Annotated in this window: 15 protein-coding genes; 5 read left to right on the plus strand and 10 right to left on the minus strand. The window is 65.0% G+C overall.

Annotated elements, in window-relative coordinates:
- Positions 1–141: 141 nt before the first annotated feature.
- On the minus strand, positions 142–1926 hold the full coding sequence (aspS, locus tag HG718_RS08130; protein ID WP_160587500.1) for an aspartate--tRNA ligase: 1785 nt from the start codon (positions 1924–1926) through the stop codon (positions 142–144).
- 207 nt (positions 1927–2133) lie between these two features.
- Here aspS and rnd point away from each other — a divergent pair, with 207 nt between their 5' ends.
- Positions 2134–3297 carry a ribonuclease D gene (gene rnd, locus HG718_RS08135; protein ID WP_244624806.1) on the plus strand — a complete coding sequence of 388 codons (1164 nt, stop codon included), beginning with the start codon at positions 2134–2136 and terminating at the stop codon, positions 3295–3297.
- A 22-nt stretch (positions 3298–3319) separates the two neighbouring features.
- Here the strand turns inward: rnd and HG718_RS08140 are convergent, their stop codons facing one another.
- The 6 genes from HG718_RS08140 to HG718_RS08165 form a co-directional block, all read right to left on the minus strand.
- Positions 3320–4840 (minus strand): Ppx/GppA phosphatase family protein, encoded by a 1521-nt coding sequence (locus HG718_RS08140; RefSeq protein ID WP_160587498.1) that lies wholly within the window; start codon positions 4838–4840, stop codon positions 3320–3322.
- Between the two features lie 88 nt (positions 4841–4928).
- On the minus strand, positions 4929–7142 hold the full coding sequence (locus HG718_RS08145) for an RNA degradosome polyphosphate kinase (protein ID WP_027840116.1): 2214 nt from the start codon (positions 7140–7142) through the stop codon (positions 4929–4931).
- Positions 7143–7294: 152 nt separating this feature from the next.
- Complete coding sequence (locus tag HG718_RS08150) at positions 7295–7975, minus strand: P-loop NTPase family protein (protein WP_160587497.1); 681 nt, start codon at positions 7973–7975, stop codon at positions 7295–7297.
- Positions 7972–9114 (minus strand): AI-2E family transporter, encoded by a 1143-nt coding sequence (locus HG718_RS08155; protein WP_160587496.1) that lies wholly within the window; start codon positions 9112–9114, stop codon positions 7972–7974. The genes HG718_RS08150 and HG718_RS08155 overlap by 4 nt, the downstream gene beginning before the upstream one ends.
- Before the next feature lie 75 nt (positions 9115–9189).
- Complete coding sequence (locus tag HG718_RS08160; RefSeq protein WP_160587495.1) at positions 9190–9774, minus strand: CDP-alcohol phosphatidyltransferase family protein; 585 nt, start codon at positions 9772–9774, stop codon at positions 9190–9192.
- A 10-nt stretch (positions 9775–9784) separates the two neighbouring features.
- Positions 9785–11089 (minus strand): DUF2066 domain-containing protein, encoded by a 1305-nt coding sequence (locus HG718_RS08165; RefSeq protein ID WP_170080194.1) that lies wholly within the window; start codon positions 11087–11089, stop codon positions 9785–9787.
- A gap of 376 nt (positions 11090–11465) precedes the next feature.
- Between HG718_RS08165 and purM the strand changes: the two genes are divergently transcribed.
- Genes purM through HG718_RS08180 form a run of 3 tightly spaced genes read left to right on the plus strand, consistent with a single transcriptional unit; the run spans position 11466 to position 14028 of the window.
- Positions 11466–12509, plus strand: a complete 1044-nt coding sequence (gene purM / locus HG718_RS08170) for a phosphoribosylformylglycinamidine cyclo-ligase (RefSeq protein ID WP_160587493.1) — start codon at positions 11466–11468, stop codon at positions 12507–12509.
- A complete protein-coding gene (gene purN / locus HG718_RS08175) occupies positions 12506–13141 on the plus strand; it encodes a phosphoribosylglycinamide formyltransferase (protein WP_160587492.1) in 636 nt (211 codons plus the stop codon). Before purM ends, purN begins: the two co-directional genes overlap by 4 nt.
- 32 nt (positions 13142–13173) lie before the next feature.
- Positions 13174–14028, plus strand: a complete 855-nt coding sequence (locus HG718_RS08180; RefSeq protein ID WP_160587491.1) for an SDR family oxidoreductase — start codon at positions 13174–13176, stop codon at positions 14026–14028.
- Between the two features lie 105 nt (positions 14029–14133).
- On the opposite strand, the gene ndk is transcribed toward HG718_RS08180, so the two are convergent.
- Positions 14134–14556 (minus strand): nucleoside-diphosphate kinase, encoded by a 423-nt coding sequence (ndk, locus tag HG718_RS08185; protein WP_027840111.1) that lies wholly within the window; start codon positions 14554–14556, stop codon positions 14134–14136.
- Positions 14557–14817: 261 nt separating this feature from the next.
- Between ndk and HG718_RS08190 the strand changes: the two genes are divergently transcribed.
- A complete protein-coding gene (locus HG718_RS08190; RefSeq protein WP_160587490.1) occupies positions 14818–16779 on the plus strand; it encodes an ABC-F family ATP-binding cassette domain-containing protein in 1962 nt (653 codons plus the stop codon).
- Here HG718_RS08190 and HG718_RS08195 read toward each other — a convergent pair.
- A complete protein-coding gene (locus HG718_RS08195) occupies positions 16776–17225 on the minus strand; it encodes a DNA polymerase III subunit chi (protein WP_160587489.1) in 450 nt (149 codons plus the stop codon). The two genes, HG718_RS08190 and HG718_RS08195, sit on opposite strands and share 4 nt — an antisense overlap.
- A gap of 6 nt (positions 17226–17231) precedes the next feature.
- A complete protein-coding gene (locus tag HG718_RS08200) occupies positions 17232–18719 on the minus strand; it encodes a leucyl aminopeptidase (protein ID WP_160587608.1) in 1488 nt (495 codons plus the stop codon).
- Positions 18720–18769: the final 50 nt, after the last annotated feature.

Genomic DNA, 18769 nt, shown 5'->3' on the forward strand with positions numbered 1-18769 from the left:
CCTACAAGAAGGCGCGGAAACCAAGCCCCCCAAGCGCGGTTTCCCACAAACAATTACCCCCAAGATGAACTAAAGGGCTCCTCTTTCGAGGAGCCCTTTTCTCTTGGCGCTGATTGCCTGTGGGGATGATCCGGAAACGGATCAGTCCTTGGGCACAACCGTGCGGATGTGAAGTTCGCGGAGCTGGTGGGCGTTGGCCTCGGCGGGGGCGCCCATCATCAGGTCCTGGGCCTGCTGGTTCATCGGGAACATGGTGACTTCGCGCAGGTTTTCTTCGTCGGCGAGCAGCATGACGATGCGGTCCACGCCCGGGGCGATGCCGCCATGGGGCGGGGCGCCATAGCGGAAGGCGTTCAGCATGCCGCCGAACTTCTCTTCCACCACTTCCGGCCCGTAGCCCGCAATCTCGAACGCCTTCATCATGATTTCGGGCTTGTGATTACGGATGGCGCCGGAGGACAGCTCGATGCCGTTGCAGACGATGTCATACTGGTAGCCGTTGATCTCCAGCGGGTCCTTCGTCTCAAGCGCTTCCAGCCCGCCCTGGGGCATGGAGAAGGGGTTGTGCGAGAAGTCGATCTTCTGTTCGGTTTCGTCCCACTCATACATGGGGAAGTCGACGATCCAGCAGAACTCGAACTTGTTGTCGTCAATCAGGTTCAGCTCGCGGCCGATCTGCTGGCGGGCCTGGCCTGCAAAGTCGACAAACTTTGAGGGGATGCCGCAGGTGAAGAACACCGCGTCGCCCGCCTTGAGGTCGAGCTGCTGGCGCAGGGCCTCGGTGCGCTCCGGGCCGATATTCTTGGCAAGGGGGCCTGCGCCTACGAGCTCGCCTTCTTCCTCGCGGAAGAAGATGTAGCCAAGGCCGGGCTGGCCTTCCTTCTGGGCCCAGGAATTCATCCGGTCACAGAAGGCACGGCTGCCGCCGCCCGGTGCCGGGATGGCCCAGACGCGGACCTTGTCGTCAGCGGCAATCTGCCCGGCAAACACCTTGAAGCCGGAATCGCGGAAGGTGTCGGTGGCGTCCGACATCTCGATCGGGTTGCGCAGGTCCGGCTTGTCGGAGCCATATTTACGCATGGCTTCGGCGAAGGGAATGCGCGGGAATTTCTCGGTCACGCTCTTGCCGTTGCCGAACGCGACGAAGACATCGCGCAGGATGGGTTCGACGGCCTGGAAAATGTCTTCCTGCTCGACGAAGCTCATCTCGATGTCGAGCTGATAGAACTCGCCCGGCGAGCGGTCAGCGCGGGCGTCTTCGTCGCGGAAGCAGGGGGCGATCTGGAAATAGCGGTCGAAGCCCGCGACCATGATGAGCTGCTTGAACTGCTGCGGGGCCTGCGGCAGGGCGTAGAACTGGCCCGGATGCAGGCGGCTGGGCACCAGGAAGTCGCGCGCACCTTCCGGCGAGGAAGCGGTCAGGATCGGCGTCTGGAATTCCATGAAGCCCGCTTCGGTCATCCGGCGGCGCAGGTCTGCAATGATGCGCGAACGCAGGACGATGTTCTCGTGCAGGCGCTCGCGGCGCAGATCGAGGAAGCGGTAGCGCAGGCGGGTTTCTTCCGGGTAGTCGAGATCACCGAAGACCGGCAGAGGCAGTTCCTGCGCTTCGGACTGGATCTCGATGGACTTGATGCGGACTTCAACCGCGCCGGTGGGCAGCTTGTCGTTCACCGTCTCGTCCGACCGGGCCACAACTTCACCGTCGATGGTCACCACCCATTCCGCGCGCAGGGTATCAACGGCGGCAAAGGCCGGGCTGTCGGGGTCGGCCACGCACTGGGTGAGGCCGTAATGGTCGCGCAAATCCACGAACAGCAGGCCGCCATGGTCGCGCACGCGGTTGACCCAGCCGGAGAGGCGCACGGTCTTGCCGACGTCCTCCGCACGAAGTTGGCCGCAGGTATGGGAGCGATAACGGGTCATGGCGGTAAAAAGCCTTGGGTCTTTGGGGTCTTACGGGATAGCGCGGGGCCGATGGCCGCGGGCGCGCGGGAGTTGCGGCGGAGAAGCGCATGGGCGGGCCCGTCTTGTCAAGATTCCGCCCCCCAATCAAGGAGATGGGCGGTATCAGGACATGCAAGGACTAGCGACAAAGGGCGCGGCTTCGGCTATAGCATGCGCAAGATGGATATTATCACGACGACCGAGGCCCTCGAGGCCGCCTGCACCGGCCTTTCGACCGAAACCTATGTGACCGTGGATACGGAGTTTCTGCGGGACTCGACCTATTGGCCGATCCTGTGCCTGATCCAGGTTGCCGCGCCGAAGGGGGATGCGCTGCTCATCGACCCGATGGCGGAGGGGATCGACCTTTCCTCCTTCTACGCGCTGATGGCGAACCGGTCGGTCATCAAGGTGTTTCATGCCGCCCGCCAGGACATCGAGATCTTCTGGCATGAGGCGAAGACCCTGCCCGACCCGCTGTTCGACACGCAGGTGGCGGCGATGGTGTGCGGCTTCGGCGATTCGATCGGCTATGAGAACATCGTCAAACGGGTGACGGGCGCCCAGGTGGACAAGTCCTCGCGCTTTACCGACTGGAGCCGGCGGCCGCTGACCGACAAGCAGCTGCGCTATGCGGCGGCGGACGTGACCCATCTGCGGCAGGTCTATGAACATCTGGCGCGGCGGATCACCAAGTCCGGCCGGGCGGAATGGGTGGCCGAGGAAATGGCCATCCTGCAGGACCCGGACACTTATGAAGTGAAGCCGGAAGACGCCTGGAAACGGCTGAAGCTGCGCAACCGCACACGCAAGGCCGTGGCGGTGCTACAGGAGGCGGCTGCCTGGCGCGAGCAGGAAGCGCAGATCCGCAATATTCCGCGCGGGCGCATCCTGAAGGACGATGCGATCCAGGAAATCGCCACCCAGGCGCCGACGACGGCGGACGCGCTGGGCAATCTGCGCGCGGTGCCGCGGGGCTTTGCCCAGAGCCGGGGGGCCAAGAGCCTGCTGGAAGCAGTGACGCGCGGGCTCAACCGTCCCTCCTCCGAGGTGATGATGCCGGAAGCGCCGGAACAGCTGCCCCAGGGCATCGGCCCGACGGTGGAATTGCTGAAGGTGCTGCTGAAATACAAATGCGAAGCGCATGACGTGGCGCAGAAGCTGATCTGCAACGTGGCCGACCTCGAACGCATCGCGGCGGACGACAATGCGGATGTGTCAGCCCTGCGCGGCTGGCGGCGCGAGATTTTCGGCGAGGACGCGCTGGCGCTGAAAAACGGCCAGCTATGCCTGGCGATCGAGAACCAGGTCATCAAACCGGTGAAGATGCCGCAGCGGGCTGCCGAATAGGCGTCCCCGGCGAAAATTCCTCTCAGGCGTCTGAAATGCGGATGTCCGGCTCGGTGCCCAGCGCGCGGGCCAGATTGTTGAGCCGCTTGGCAACCGATTCCCCCAACAGATCCTTGCGGGCCGAGGGCACGATGAGCGTCAGCTTGTCGGCCTCCGGCTGAAGGCGGAAGCCCGTGACGAGGCGTGGAGCCCCGGCGGAGATGATGTGCCCCAGGCGCAGGGCGAGGCCGAGGGCTTCGGCGCGGCGGGCGCGGTCTTCATCCAGCAGCGACAGCGCGCCGTCATGGTCGCCATTGGTGCCCTTGCGGTAGCGGTTGGCAACGGCGATCGCCAGATAGACACGGCCGGGATGGTCGATGCCGGCCACAGGCGCGCGCAGGATTTCGGTCAGCACGTGCTGGGAGCGATAGTCGGGATGGATGCGCCAGGCCATGTCGCTCAAGTGGCAGGCGGCATGGTACAGGCGGCGCTCGCCCGCATCCGCCGCCATGAGCTGGCCTGACTGGAACAGGGGCGCTGTGAAGCGCACAAGCTCCTCCCCATGTTCGGCGAAACGGCCCAGCCGCTCCCCTACCCCGGTGGCCCAGGCGAGCAGCGGGTCGGCCCGGCGGTCCTGCTCGGCGAGGCGGGCATAAAGCAGACCTTCGCGCACGCCATAGGCGGAGATGACGAGGCGCGCGGCACCCGTGACTTCCAGCACCTTTTCCATGACGAGAGCCGCGAAGGGCAAGGTGTCCAGGCGCTTGCGGGAAACATCGGGGATGCGCTCAAGGGATTTGGGGCTCTGGCCGGCGATCAGGCGGGACACGTCAATCGCCTCGCGCTTGCGCACGGTGTAGGCCTGCAGCACGCGCAGGGGGTATTCCTCGGCATACATGTGCAGCTTGGCGAGGTTCCGCCAGTTGCCGCCCACCGCGTAGAAATTCTCGCACGGGCGGCCGGTGGTCCAGTCCGCCTGCGCGAAAGCCTCGGCCACGATCTCGCGGGCGCGGGCAATGTTGTTGCCGGACATGTCGATCAGCCGCAGGGGGCCGACCGGCAGGGTGATGCCCTCGCCGTAGCGGCCATTGGCGACATCCACCAGTTCGAGGCTGCCGCCGCCGAGATCCCCCACCACGCCGTCCGCATCCGGAAAGCCGGCGATCACGCCTTCAGCGGCAAAGCGCGCTTCGTCATGGCCGGAGAGGATGGAGATTGGGCCGCCGCACAGATGCTCGGCGCGCTCGATGAAATAGTCACCATTGGAGGCTTCGCGCACGGCAGCGGTGGCGACAGCCTGAAGATCGCTGATGCCAAGCGCGCTGGTGAGGCCGCGGAAGCGGGCGAGCGCGGTAAGCGCACGGTCCACCGCCTCGGTATCCAGCTCGCCGGTGCTGGCGACGCTGCGGCCGAGGCCGCACAGGACCTTTTCGTTGAAGATCGGCTGCAGGGTGCGGCCACGGTCGGCATAGACCACCAGGCGCACGGAGTTGGAGCCGATGTCGATGATGCCGACCCCTTTGCTGAGGTCGGAGGTGTGCCGCAATTGAAGTGCCGTGGGCATACGCGCTTCCCACTCAGGTGACAGGCTGACCCGGTGCGGCCGATTACGCCGGTACGCACGCCGAGTCAGCTGTCAGTCATACACCAAATCAATCGGTGGCAGTACGGAAACGGAATTGCTTGGGCAGGCTTTCTTCCAGCGCCTTGCCGCGGCCTGAGAGGCTGGGGTTGGTCATGAAGTACTGATGCGCGTTGAAGGGCTTGGCGTCGGGGCCGAGCTCGGTGCGCATATAGGAGCCGTCGGGCATCAGGTCCCAGCTCTGCTCGTTGTCCTCGAGATTGGCGACCATGATCTGGTCGAGGATCTGTTCGTGCACGGTGGCATTTTCGACCGGCACCAGCGTCTCGACACGGCGGTAGAGGTTTCGCGGCATCCAGTCGGCGGAGGAGATGTAGATTTTGGCGCCGGGGTTGGGCAGCGCGTGGCCGTTGCCGAAGCAGACGATGCGCGAATGCTCGAGGAAGCGGCCGACGATGCTCTTGACGGCGATGTTCTCGGACAGGCCGGGCACGCCGGGGCGCAGGCAGCAGATGCCGCGGATCACCAGTTCCACCTTCACGCCGGCCTGGCTGGCGCGGTAGAGCGCGTCGATGACGGAAGCGTCCACCAGCGAATTCATTTTCGCCCAGACGGCGCCCTGGCGGCCCTGCTGCACGTGCTCGATTTCCTTTTCGATGTAATCGATCAGCAGGTTGCGCAGGGTCATCGGCGACAGGGCGAGCTTTTCAAGGTCCGCCGGTTCGGCATAGCCGGTGATGTAGTTGAAGGCGCGCGCAGCATCACGGCCAAGCACCGGATCGACCGTGAAGAGCGACAGGTCGGTGTAGATCTTGGCGGTGATGGGGTGATAGTTGCCGGTGCCGAAATGGCAATAGGTGCGCAGCTCCCCGCCCTCGCGCCTGACAACCATGGACATCTTGGCGTGGGTCTTGAACTCGATGAAGCCATAGACGACCTGCACCCCGGCGCGCTCGAGATCACGCGCCAGCTTGATGTTGGCAGCTTCATCAAAGCGCGCCTTGAGCTCCACCAGCGCGGTCACCGACTTGCCCGCCTCGGCTGCTTCGATCAGGGCACGGACGATGGGGCTGTCAACGGAGGTGCGGTAGAGCGTCTGCTTGATGGCCACCACGTCCGGGTCGTTGGCCGCCTGGCGGACGAACTGCACCACCACGTCGAAGCTCTCATAGGGGTGGTGGACGAGGATGTCCTTTTCACGGATGGCGGCAAAGCAATCGCCGCCATGGTCGCGGATACGCTCGGGGAAGCGGGCGTTGTAGGGGGTGAATTTGAGGTCCGGGCGGTCATCGACGATGAGCTGGGACGTTGAGGCGAGGCCGACGAGGCCATCCACCAGGATCACGTCGCGGGGGCTCACTTCGAGTTCGGAGATGACCAGCTTGCGCAGCTTCTCCGGCATGTCCTTGGCGATCTTGAGGCGCACCACGCTGCCGCGGCGGCGGCGCTTTAGGGCGCTTTCAAACAGCCGCACCAGGTCTTCGGCCTCTTCCTCGATTTCGAGGTCGCTGTCGCGGATGATGCGGAAGACGCCGGAGCCCTTGACCTCGTAGCCGGGGAACAGGCGGCTGGTGAACAGGCCGATGGCGTTTTCAAGCGTGATGAAGCGGATGATTTCGCCGCCGTCGGCCTGGGCGTTGGGCAGGCGGACGAAGCGCTTCACCTGGCTGGGGATCGGCAGCAAAGCGGACATGGGCTGGCCGTCCGACATGCGGCGCAGATCAAGCGCCATGCAGATGCCGAGATTGGGAATGAAGGGGAACGGGTGCGCCGGGTCGATGGCGAGCGGCGTGAGCACCGGGAACACATCTTCGAGGAAGAAGGTTTCCAGCCAGTCCATGTCGGAGGGCGTGAGGGCTGCGGGCTTCACCACCTCAATGCCTTCGCCGGTGAGAAGCTCGCGCAGCTTGCGCCAGGTGACCTGCTGGTCGCGCATGAGGATGCCGGCGGCGGCATTGACCTGCTCAAGCTGCTGGGCCGGGGTCAGCCCTTCCTGGCTGAGCGTATCGACGCCCGCCTGGACCTGACCGTGCAGGCCCGCCACGCGGACCATGTAGAACTCGTCGAGATTGGAGGCCGAGATCGACAGGAAGCGCAGGCGCTCCAGCAGCGGGTGGCTGGTATTGTCGGCTTCCTCCAGCACGCGGCCGTTGAAAGACAGCCAGGACAGCTCGCGGTTGATGAAGCGGTCGTTCGATTCAAGCGTGATTCCGGCGAACTGGCCGGCAATGTCGTCCAGGGTCGTAGCCTTGGTCTGGACCGTATTCTCGGCTTCTAGCGTCATGGATACACCTGTTCCGGAAATCATGGCGCCCTTAAGCGGCGGCATCCATCGGAGACACCATCGGGCAGCGCGAACATCAAGTTAGCGCAGGCATCGCACCAAGTTATGACGGATGCGTGACAGCTTCCAGCGCGGCGGGGAAAACGGGTCTGTCAGCCCGCGTCGGCGGGAGCGTTCAGCACATCGCGAATCACGCTCATATTGAGGCGTTTGCCGTGGCTGAGGGCATGCATGTCGATGCGCTGCACCACGTCGCGGGCGGCGTGCGCCGAGCGGTCGATGCGGTTGGAAATATATTCCAGCATTGTGGGCGTGGCGTGGACCCCGCGGTCAGCGAAATGCTTGGCGATGAGCTGGAGCAGAAGCATCTCGTCCGGCGCGTGCAGCTGCACTGTGGGGGCAGCGTTGAGTCGGGACATGAGGTCAGGCAGGGGGAAGTGCAGGGCTGCGGGGCTTTCAGCGCTGGTGAGCAGCAGAAAGGCACCGGTCTCCCGCGCGAAATTGAGCAGGTGGAACAGCGCCTCCGGGTCACGTAGCTGGTGCAGGTTTTCCACCACCAGCGCCTTGGTGGCCAGAAGCTCGGGCACATCTTCCTTGCGCAGGGCCTGTGCCTCGCAGGGCAAGGCGCGGGCCTTGCTGCGCCACACATCAGCCAGATGCGACTTGCCGCTGCCCGCGGGGCCCACCAGCACGGCGACGGGCTGGGGCCAGTCCGGCCAGCGGTCGATCCAGGTTACAGCGACGGCATTGCTGTCGCTCACCAGAAAGTCCTCGCGTCCCTGGGCGGCGCGATGGGCAAGCGGCAGGGGCAGCTGGGGGCCGGGTGCGCTCACGCCTCCCCTCCCTTCGCAGGTTCTTCGTCTTTTCCGGGATCATCCGTGGGCGGTGCATCCGCCGCGGGACTGAGATATCTGCCGCTGCCGCGATACAGATCGCTCTTGAGATATTCCGACACGCCGAAGCGGGCGAGGACGCCGATGACGGCGGCGAGCGGCAGAGCCAGCAGCACACCGACAAAGCCGAACATGGTGCCGAAGGCGAACAGGGCGAAGATGACCCAGACCGGGTGCAGCTTGACCCGTGAGCCGACAAGCCAGGGGGTGAGGATGTTGCCTTCGATCGCCTGCCCGATCCAGAAAACCAGCGCGACGGCGCCGATCATCACCGGGTCCGGCCAGAACTGGACGAGGGCGAGACCGACCGACAGGACAAGGCCCGTGGCCGCCCCCAGATAGGGAATGAAGCTGACGATGCCGGCAATGACGCCGACCACAAGGCCGAATTCGAGGCCCACCAGCGACAGGCCGGTGGCATAGAAGGTGCCGAGCACGAGGCAGACCGTGACCTGGCCGCGGACAAAGCCCGACAGCATCTCGTTCATCTCGCGGGCGAGGCCGCGAATGGTGTCGGCGTGGTCGCGCGGCAGCCAGCTATCGACCTGGGCCACCATGCGGTCCCAGTCCAACAGCAGGTAGAAGGCGACGACCGGCGTGACGAAGACCAGCGACAGGAAGCCGACGAAAGCGAGACTGCCGGAGATGGCGCGCTCAAAGACGCCGCCGACCCAGCCCACCGCCGTCTTGGCGAGGTCCCCGAAGGCGGCTTCGAAATCGGTATCAAGGGTCGAGATGAACTGGGCCAGGCGGCCATCCATCACGCGGTCGACGAGCGCCTGGAGCTGCTCGAGATAGCCGGGCACCCGGTTGGCGAAGGCGATGAACTGGTCCTGCAGCACGGGCAGCAGCAGCACGATGCCGAGGATGAGCAGCAGCACGGCGATGATGGAGATGACGGTGGTGGCGGCCATGCGGCTGAAACCCGCTGCTTCCAGCCTGTCGGCCACCGGGTCGAGGAAATAGGCGATGGCCATGCCGGCCACGAAGGGCAGCATGATGCCGCTGAGGAAATGCAGGGTGAGGCCGAAGGCCAGCGCCACCGCTGCCCAGATTGCCGCCTGTCTGCCAACGCTCATCTGTTCTGCCCCGTTTCGGGTTGGTTGATCCTGCCGGTGCGTCAGCGGTATGACGCGCCAATCCGCCTTTGCGCGTCAGTTGTCTGACGCGGTGTGCTGCTTTTCCGCCTCATCGGTTTCCCAAGCGCTGACATCCCGCACCCAGTCCACCAGATAGCTGGCGCCGGACACGACCGTTGTCATGCCGGTGAGATAGGTGCCGAGCACCAGCGCCGAGGCAAGCGAGGCTTCCAGCCCGAAGCCAAGCACGGCCAGCACGCCCGCCGCATAGGCTATCTGCACAGTGGTGTTGATCTTGCTCACCATCAAGGGGCGCATGGTGATGGAAAAGCCGATCAGCCATGAAATCAGCACCGCGCCGACAATGAGCACATCGCGGCTGACCACCAGGATCACCAGCCAGTTGGGGATGAGATCCTGCATGCCGAGTGACACGAAGATGGAGACAAGCAACGCCTTGTCGGCCACCGGGTCGAGCCAGGCACCCAGGGTGGTCTTGACGTTGAAGCGGCGTGCGATGAAGCCGTCCACCCCGTCGGACACACCGGCGGCGACGAAGACCCAGAAGGCTGCCTCGAATTCCTGATGGCCGATCAGATAGATAATGACCGGGACGAGGATCAGCCGCCCGAGCGTTATCAGGTTGGGGACAAAACTCACGATGCAGCGCTCACGGTGCGGGGCTGCCCGCGTTCTGGCGGGTCAGACGGTCGGCGATGGCCTCGTCTTCGGGCAGGCCGGATGCACCGGCCTGCGGCTGCGTGGATGTGGGGGCTGATGCGGGTGCCGGCTCAAGGGTGGCAGGGTCCGCCAGCGAGGGGGCCGGTGCCGGGGCGGCGCTGGGGGCAAGGGCCATGGTCCAGTAGCCGCCTTCGTCAATCAGACGCACCTGGCGCTGGGACAGGTTGGCGGCCAGCGCCTCGATGGGGCCGGCAACGCGGATCTTCAGTTCAGCGCCCCGGGCCGACAGGGCGACCACGTCATAGCTCTGCACAATGGAGACCGACTCAAGCCGCTTGCGGATGGCAGCCCATTCGCCGAGGGAGGCGAACTCCACCGAGGCCGGGAAGGTCTGTTCCAGACCGAAGGCCACGGCGTTCTGCGTCTTCCAGTTGGCGATCATGGAATTGCGGATTTCCTGCGCCGCCGTCGCGGAGGCGTCCTCCACCGTGGCGCCCTGGAAGCTGCGGGTGGTTTCTTCCGTACCCCGCGGGGTGACCCGGTAGAGTGTGACATCGAAGGATGCACCCTCGTCCGCCTTCGCATGGGCGACGAGCACTTGATCCACACCATAACGGCCGGCGATGGCTTCCACCGCCGCCCAGTCAGCGCCGATGGCAGTGCCTGCGTCGATGGCGGCGAAGTCTTCGAGGTCGCCGAGGGCGAGCCGGATGGGCACCAGTGAATTGGACAGGCCGATTGATTCCCATGCCGCGCGCCAGGGGTTGGGCTCATCGAACAGGACGCGGACGCCGGGGGTGTCGAGCACGGGCAGCAGCAGCACGGGGGCCGCCTGGCTTTCGGTGAAGCGGACACCTGATTGCCGCAGGAAGCTGCGGACACGGCCCGGATCAAGGCGGGCGGTCACTTCGCCGAGATAGCGGGTGCCGGAGGTGCGCTCATTGGCGACACCGATGCCGGTGACCATGGCATCAGCGGTGACCGCATCCACTTCCGGCAGGCGCGGCCAGTCCGCATAGAGCGTGAACCGGCGCAGCACTTCATCGGCGGCCTTTATACGGCCCTGGACCAAAGCGGCTTCGCGGGCCTGAGAGGCGTCAGTGCCGGTGGCGTCGATGGGGATGCCGGTGACGGTGTAGATGTCGCTGGAGGACTGGGCCGCGGCGGGCGCGGGTGCGCCGAGGCCGGTGGCGAGCGCCACGGCGACGGTGAGCGCGAGGGTAGCAGCGCGCAGCAGCGCAGCCCCGCGCCGTGCTGCGGACCCAGTTGCGGACAGTGCCGCTGATCCCGTCACGCGCCGGTGCATTCCTGTTTCAAGCAAACCCGTCATCTCCCGCATCCGAAGCCCCCAAACTCTGTCACTCGCCACATATCCGTGACCGTCCTATGACGGCGCGGCGGCGGGACTATATCACCCCGCCGCAGGCCGTGCGGCAAAAGCGCCCTGCCCCTGCCTGCTGACCGTGCCTAACTCTCTGCCGGGCCAGCATTTCCGCCCCGGCAGCCCTGCCTTGCACCGCCATGCACTTGCATTCGGGAGGGCTTTGGGCTCGTTTAGGCGCTCGCTGGCCCCGAGGCAAGCCGAGGAGGCTGATCCGGGGACCATGTGGCCCGGCAAATTGGGCGAAAAGCTGACTTAACGACCACCGATCTGCGCGAAGAGGCATTTGATGGCGGCACCCGCTTCACCGGACAAATCCAACGGCATCACCTATGCGGATGCGGGCGTGGACATCGATGCGGGCAATGCCCTGGTGAAGCTGATCGCGCCCATGGCCAAGGCGACACGCCGGGCGGGCGCGGACAGCGATCTCGGCGGCTTCGGCGGGCTGTTTGACCTGAAGGCCGCGGGCTTCACCGACCCCATCCTGGTGGCGGCCAATGACGGGGTGGGCACCAAGCTGCGGCTGGCGATCGACACGGGCATTCTGGACACTGTCGGCATCGACCTTGTGGCCATGTGCGTGAACGACCTCATCGTGCAGGGGGCCGAGCCGCTGTTCTTCCTCGATTACTTCGCCACGGGGCACCTCGACGTGGCAGCCGCGGCGCAGGTTGTCTCCGGCATCGCGGAGGGCTGTTCGCAGTCGGGCTGCGCGCTGATCGGCGGGGAAACCGCCGAGATGCCGGGCATGTATCAGGGCGATGATTTCGATCTCGCGGGCTTTGCCGTGGGCGCGGCCGAGCGGGGGACGCTGCTGCCGCGGCAGGATATCGCTGCCGGTGACATCATCCTGGGGTTTGCGTCCTCGGGCCTTCACTCGAACGGCTTTTCGCTGGTGCGCAAGCTGATTGCCGATGCGGGCGCCAAGCTGGATGCGCCTGCGCCGTTTGACACCAACGCTGCGACGCTGGGCGAGGCGCTGCTGACGCCGACGCGGCTTTATGTGACGCCGCTGCTGGAGCCGATCCGCGACGGGCGCATCAAGGCGCTGGCGCATATCACGGGCGGCGGCTTCTCTGAGAACATTCCCCGCGTGCTGCCGAAGACGCTGGCCGCCGACATTGACTATACGAGTTGGGAGCTGCCGCCGGTGTTCCGCTGGCTGCAGGGGCTGGGCGGCATGACGGATGCGGAACTGCACCGCACGTTTAATTGCGGCATCGGCATGGTGGCCGTGGTGTCACCGGGGGATGACGCGGACGCCGTGACGGCGCATCTGTCGGGCCTGGGGATCGACACGCGGGCCATCGGGACGATCCAAGACGCATGAAGATCGCCATCCTGATTTCAGGCCGCGGCAGCAACATGCAGCGGCTGATCGATGCCGTTGCGGCACCGGATTTCCCGGCCGAGATCGTGTGCGTGATTTCCAACCGGCCGAAGGCCAAGGGTCTTGCGATCGCCGCCGAGGCGGGCATTCCCACGAAGATCATCGACCACACAGTGTTCGACAGCCGGGCCGCATTTGATGCGGCGCTAGGGGACGCGCTGGAGGCCGCGGGCGCCGAGCTTGTCTGCTATGCGGGCTTCATGCGCATCCTGACCGATGAGTTCGCCGCCAAATGGGAAGGCCGGATGGTGAATATCCACCCGTCCCTCCTGCCCGCCTTCAAGGGGCTGAATGTGCAGCAGCAGGCGCTGGATGCGGGCGTGACCATTTCCGGCTGCACGGTGCATTACATAACCCCGGCGCTGGACAGTGGGCCGATCATCGCCCAGGCGGCGGTGCCGGTGCTGCCGGGGGATGACGCGGACACGCTGTCAGCACGCATCCTGAAAGCCGAGCACCAGCTCTATCCACAAGCGGTGCGGATGATCGTCACCGGCGAGGTGCGCTTTGAGGACGGTCGGGTAGTGACGGCAGAAGGCGCGACGCCACAGCGGTTTCTGTTTCAGGGCTGACGATTGCGGGCATCGGCAGGGAGGCCGTGCATATGAAATCAGTGGCCGTCATCGGTGCTACCAGCCAGATTTCCAAGTTTATCCTGCCCCGTCTTGCAGAGAACGGGCATCGGGTACTTCCGATTGCGCGCAGTGCCTCAACCGCCCATGGCTTCGCAACCTACGCCTCGACACCCGGCACGGACGGACGCCGCCTGCCACCTTCGCCTGTTGATACCCTGATTTCGACGGCCCCCATCACAATCACCGACGACCTTTGCCGACTCGTAGACACGTTGCGCCCCGGTCACGTGATTGTCGTGAGCAGCATGAGCCGGATCAGCAAGGAAAATGCCCCAAATGCGGCTGACCGTGCATTCGCAGCCGAGCTCGCGCGCTGCGAGGACATTGTCCAGAACAAAGCCGCGGCGGCAGGAGCAGCCTGGACGATCTTGCGGCCCACTATGATCTATGGCGCTGGACAGGACAGAAACGTCTCTTTCATCGCCGATGTCATTAAACGGGTGGGATTTTTTCCAATCGTTGCTGGCGCCCATGGCCTCCGCCAGCCGGTTCACGCAGAAGACCTGGCTGCGGCCTGCGTGGCAGCAATCAGCCAACCGGGGGCGTTGAACAGGGCTTTTGAGATCGGAGGCGGATCGGTCCTCACCTATGCGGAATTCGTGCGGTCGATTTTCCACAGTCTGGACCGCTCCCCCCGGCTCTTGCCGCTGCCACTTGGCGTGTTTCAGGCCGCTGTCATGCTGGGCCGCCTTGTGCCGTCACTTGCCTTTGTCACACCGGGAATGGTTGCCCGTATGTCCGACGACCTGATCGCTGACAACACAGACCTTGGGGTCATTCTCGAGGTTCATCCTCGCCTTTTCGCGCCTGACGGGTCTAACTGAAGAGCCGGTTGAGCCTCTCCTCCGATAAGGTCAGGGCACAGACTCGCGCACAAAAAAGGCGGATGCCAGAGCATCCGCCTTTTTCGATCAGTTTTGCGAGAGGCTTCAGCCGACGATTTCGTCGTCGGAGAAGAAGAACTTGATCTCTTCGGCTGCGGTTTCCGGGGCGTCGGAGCCGTGCACGGAATTGGCTTCGATGCTCTCGGCGAAATCGGCGCGGATGGTGCCGGGGGCGGCGTCGGCCGGGTTGGTGGCACCCATAACTTCGCGGTTCTTGGCGATGGCGTTTTCGCCTTCCAGCACCTGCACGATGACCGGGCCGGAGGTCATGAAGGACACCAGTTCACCGAAGAAGGGGCGCTCCTTATGGACCGCGTAGAAGCCTTCGGCCTGCTCCTTGGTCATGTGGATGCGCTTGGAAGCGATGACGCGCAGGCCGGCGGATTCCAGACGGTCGATGACCTTGCCGGTGATGTTGCGCTTGGTGGCGTCGGGCTTGACGATGGAGAAGGTGCGCTCGAGGGCCATGGTGTGTGCCTTTCCTATGGAGCTTGGCAGGTCGCGCTGCCGCCTGTGCCGCGGGAGGAGAGACCATGCAATGCGCCTATGCGCGAGAGCATGGTGGACATCTGACGGGAGACGCTTAGAAATGCGGTTTCAAGAGGGCCTTGGATAAGGCTCAGGTGAAGTCGCGCGCGTTATAGCCGCGCTGCCAGCTTCCCTGCAAGCACCCCCAGGCTGCGCCCTGCCCTTAACCTTTCCACGCCGGATCAGGCAAAGCCGCACGCCATGCTGCAAATCAACGATATTACCTACCGGATCGGTGACCGGGTGCTGCTGCAGGGTGCCACCGCAGGCGTGCCCGAGGGCAAGCATGTGGGCGTGGTGGGCCGCAACGGGGTCGGCAAGTCGACCCTGTTCAGTCTGATCCGCAACGAGATCCCGTCTGAGACGGGCTCGATCTCGGTGCCGAAGAACTGGCGTATCGGCGGGGTGGAGCAGGAAGCGCCGGCGACGGATATCAGCCTCTTGGAAACCGTGCTGGCGGCTGACACGGAGCGGCTGGCGCTTCTGACGGAGGCGGAGACCGCCACCGATCCGCACCGGATTGCGGACATTCATACGCGGCTGGCGGACATTGATGCGCACAGCGCCCCGGCGCGGGCGGCGAGCATCCTGGCGGGTCTCGGTTTCGATGAGGCGGACCAAGCGCGGCCGACAAAGGATTTTTCCGGCGGCTGGCGCATGCGCGTGGCGCTGGCGGCCCTGCTGTTTACCCAGCCGGACCTGCTGCTGCTCGATGAGCCGACCAACTATCTCGACCTCGAAGGCACGATCTGGCTGGTGGACTTCCTGCGTAAATATCCGCGCACGCTGCTGATCGTCAGCCATGACCGCGACCTGCTGGACCAGGTGGCGACGGGCATCCTGCATCTGGAGCACCAGCGGCTGTCTTTCTACTCGGGCAATTTCGCTCGCTTCCAGAAGCTGAAGGCGGAGCAGGCGGAACACGACATTGCCCTGCGCAAGAAGCTGGATGCCAAGCGCAAGCATATGAGCGCCTTCGTGGAGCGCTTCCGCGCCAAGGCGTCGAAGGCGCGGCAGGCGCAGAGCCGGATGAAGGCGCTGTCGAAGCTGGAACTGCCGACGGTGCTGGCGGACGAGCAATCGGCGCCGATCAGTCTTCAGGGTCCGGAGGACCTGCTGCCGCCGCCGATCATCACCATGGAAGATGCATCCGTCGGCTATGACGAAAAAGCCATCCTGTCGCGGATGACCCTGCGCATCGACCAGGACGACCGGATTGCGCTGCTGGGCGCCAACGGCAACGGCAAATCCACCTTCGCCAAGCTCATTACCGCGCGGCTGAAGCAGATGGACGGCAAGGTGCGGCGCTCGCCGAAGCTGCGCATCGGCTATTTCGCGCAGCACCAGGTGGACGAGCTGCCGGAGGGGCTGACGCCATATCAGACCATGCGGCAGCGGATGGAGAAGTTCGGTGAAGTGACGGATGCGCAGGTGCGTACCCGCGTCGGCGCCATCGGCTTTTCCGGCAAGCGGGCGGACGTCAAGGTGCGCGACCTGTCGGGCGGCGAGAAGGCGCGGCTGCTGCTGGCGCTTGCCACCTTCGACAAGCCGCACATGCTGGTGCTCGACGAACCGACCAACCATCTGGACATGCAGGGGCGCGACCAGCTGGTGGATGCGATCAACAATTATCCGGGCGCGGTCATCCTGATCAGCCATGACCAGCACCTGATCGATTCCTGCGCCGACCGGCTGTGGCTGGTGCATGGGGGCCGGGTCGAGGCCTTTGACGGGGACATGGATGATTACCGCCGCCTGCTGCTGAGCCAGCGCGGCCGCCCCGGCGCGCAAAGCGACGACCGCCCGGCTGTGAAAGCCTCTGCCCCCGACCGTGCCCCTGCCCCGACCGCCGAGGACGAGGCGCGCGGCAAGGCGGCGCGCAAGGAAGCGGCCAAGGCACGGGCCTCCATCGCGCCGCTGAAAAAGAAGGCGGATGCCGCGGAGATGAAAATCATCGAGATCGAGGAAAAGATCACCAAGCTGGATGCTGTGCTGGCCGATGGCAGCCTGTTCGAGCGCGATCCCGCCAAGGCCGACCTCATCGCCCGCGCGCGCGGCGAACTCGGCACCCAGCTCGAAAAGGCCGAAGCCGCCTGGGAAGCCTGTCATGTGGCCTATGAGGACGCGGTTGAGAAAGCGGGCCTTGCAGCGGAAGACGCCTAGGCCTTTTTCTCCCAGCGGCCCTGCTCGCTTTGCTGCCAGTAGGTGGCGTCGTGGCCGTCGGCCTTGACGGTTTTCCAGTGCTCGCGGGCGCGGGCGACGGCTGCGGGGTCGGCTCCGTCAAACATCAGGACGCAGCGCTGGTAGGTTTCAACGCCGGTGATATCCGCGCCATCCACCGCAAAGAGGACATTGGCACCGGACGGATTGTCCGTGCCGGTGGTCAGGAGGACGGGCTGGATGTCTTCATAGCCCTCGCCTTCCGCGCCATGGGGCAGGAAGGCGTCGTCGCGGTAGGTCCACAGATGGGCATCGAGCGCTTTCACACGTTCCGGCGAGCCCGCGCGGACCACTGCCGTCCAGCCACGCTCGAGCGTCTTTTCAAGAAGCTGCGGCAGCACGGCTTCCAGCGTTGAGCGCTCGAGGTGGTAGAACAGCAGTTCGGCCATCAGGGCTTACTCGAAATTGTCCGCAACCAGACGGTTGAGCAGGCGCACGCCCCAGCCGGTGCCCCAGGACGGAGACGTGGGCTTGGCGCCGGACTGCCAGGCGGTGCCGGCGATATCCAGATGCGCCCAGGGCACGCCATTGGTGAAGCGGTTGAGGAACTGGGCGGCGGTGATGGAGCCCGCATTGCGGCCGCCGATATTGCGCATGTCGGCGAATTTCGACTTGATCAGCTTGTCATAGGCATCGCCCATCGGCAGACGCCAGACGGTTTCGCCGGAGGCCTTGCCGGCTTCGGCGAGCTGTTCGGACAGCTTGTCGTTGTCGGAGAAGAGGCCCGCATGTTCCTCCCCCAACGCCACGAGGATGGCACCGGTGAGGGTGGCCAAATCGATCATGATGCGCGGCTTGAAGCGGTCCTGGGTGTACCAGAGGGCATCGGCCAGCACGAGGCGGCCTTCGGCATCGGTGTTCTGGATTTCGATGGTCTGGCCGGACATGGAGGTGACAATGTCGCCGGGGCGCTGGGCGCCTGCATCGGGCATGTTCTCGACAAGGCCGAGGACGCCCACGGCGTTGACCTTGGCCTTGCGGGCCGCGAGCGCCAGCATGGTGCCGGTGACAGCGGCGGCACCGCCCATGTCGCCCTTCATGTCTTCCATGCCGGCGCCGGGCTTGAGCGAGATGCCGCCGGTATCAAACGTCACGCCCTTGCCGACAAAGGCGACGGGCTTGGCGTTCTGCGCGCCGCCTTCCCAGCGCATGACGACGAGCTGGCTTTCGCGCACGGAGCCCTGCCCCACGCCTAGCAGAGAGCCCATGCCGAGCTTTTCCATCTGCTTTTCGCCAAGCACTTCCACCTTGAGGCCGTGGGAGGTGAGCGCCTTGCACTTCTTGGCGAAGCTCTCCGGGTACAGAATGTTCGGCGGTTCGTTGACGAGGTCGCGGGCGAGATAGACACCCTGGGCGATGGCGGACTGGATCTCCCAGGCCTTTTTGGCGCGGGCCTGAGCCTTCGTCATCACCGAGACCTTGGTGAGGGTCGGCTTCTGATCCGGCTTCTGCTTGGTGAAGTAGCCATCGAAGCGATAGGCAGCGAGCTGCGCGCCCATGGCGAGATGGGCGGCGATGTCAGCGTCGGACAGGTCAGCATCGGCGATGGGATCTGCGGCGATGGAGGCCTGCTTGACGCGCGCCGCATTGAGGCGGGCGACCATGGTGCCGGCGGCGGTCTCGAGACCGGCCTGCTTGACCGAGCGGGCCGCGCCGAGACCGACCATGTAAAGACGGCTGACGCCGACGCCCTCCGGTGCCACCACATCCAGCACCTGCCCGGCCTTGCCCTTGAAGTCGGCGGCCTTCATGGCGCGCTTCAGGCCACCGGACATGGCCTTGTCCACGGCTTCGGCGGTGGGCAGGAGCGAGGTGCCCTCCACGGCCGGCAGGATAAGGGCACCGGTCTTGGGCAGGGTGGCGGTGGCGATCGTCACATTCATCGGCATGGTTCTCTGGGTTTCCTGTCAGATGTGCGGTTTGGGGCGAGCGG

Origin of the sequence: Pyruvatibacter mobilis (assembly GCF_012848855.1) — a bacterium.
Lineage (GTDB): Bacteria > Pseudomonadota > Alphaproteobacteria > CGMCC-115125 > CGMCC-115125 > Pyruvatibacter > Pyruvatibacter mobilis.

What these genes read in the sequence shown, in the direction of transcription:
- HG718_RS08180 (WP_160587491.1), top strand. Translation starts at nt 13,174, where the DNA reads ATGAAATCAGTGGCCGTCATCGGTGCTACCAGCCAGATTTCCAAGTTT.
- purN (WP_160587492.1), top strand. Translation starts at nt 12,506, where the DNA reads ATGAAGATCGCCATCCTGATTTCAGGCCGCGGCAGCAACATGCAGCGG.
- HG718_RS08155 (WP_160587496.1), bottom strand. Translation starts at nt 9,114, where the DNA reads ATGAGCGTTGGCAGACAGGCGGCAATCTGGGCAGCGGTGGCGCTGGCC.
- ndk (WP_027840111.1), bottom strand. Translation starts at nt 14,556, where the DNA reads ATGGCCCTCGAGCGCACCTTCTCCATCGTCAAGCCCGACGCCACCAAG.
- HG718_RS08190 (WP_160587490.1), top strand. Translation starts at nt 14,818, where the DNA reads ATGCTGCAAATCAACGATATTACCTACCGGATCGGTGACCGGGTGCTG.
- HG718_RS08195 (WP_160587489.1), bottom strand. Translation starts at nt 17,225, where the DNA reads ATGGCCGAACTGCTGTTCTACCACCTCGAGCGCTCAACGCTGGAAGCC.
- HG718_RS08200 (WP_160587608.1), bottom strand. Translation starts at nt 18,719, where the DNA reads ATGAATGTGACGATCGCCACCGCCACCCTGCCCAAGACCGGTGCCCTT.
- purM (WP_160587493.1), top strand. Translation starts at nt 11,466, where the DNA reads ATGGCGGCACCCGCTTCACCGGACAAATCCAACGGCATCACCTATGCG.
- HG718_RS08145 (WP_027840116.1), bottom strand. Translation starts at nt 7,142, where the DNA reads ATGACGCTAGAAGCCGAGAATACGGTCCAGACCAAGGCTACGACCCTG.
- HG718_RS08140 (WP_160587498.1), bottom strand. Translation starts at nt 4,840, where the DNA reads ATGCCCACGGCACTTCAATTGCGGCACACCTCCGACCTCAGCAAAGGG.
- aspS (WP_160587500.1), bottom strand. Translation starts at nt 1,926, where the DNA reads ATGACCCGTTATCGCTCCCATACCTGCGGCCAACTTCGTGCGGAGGAC.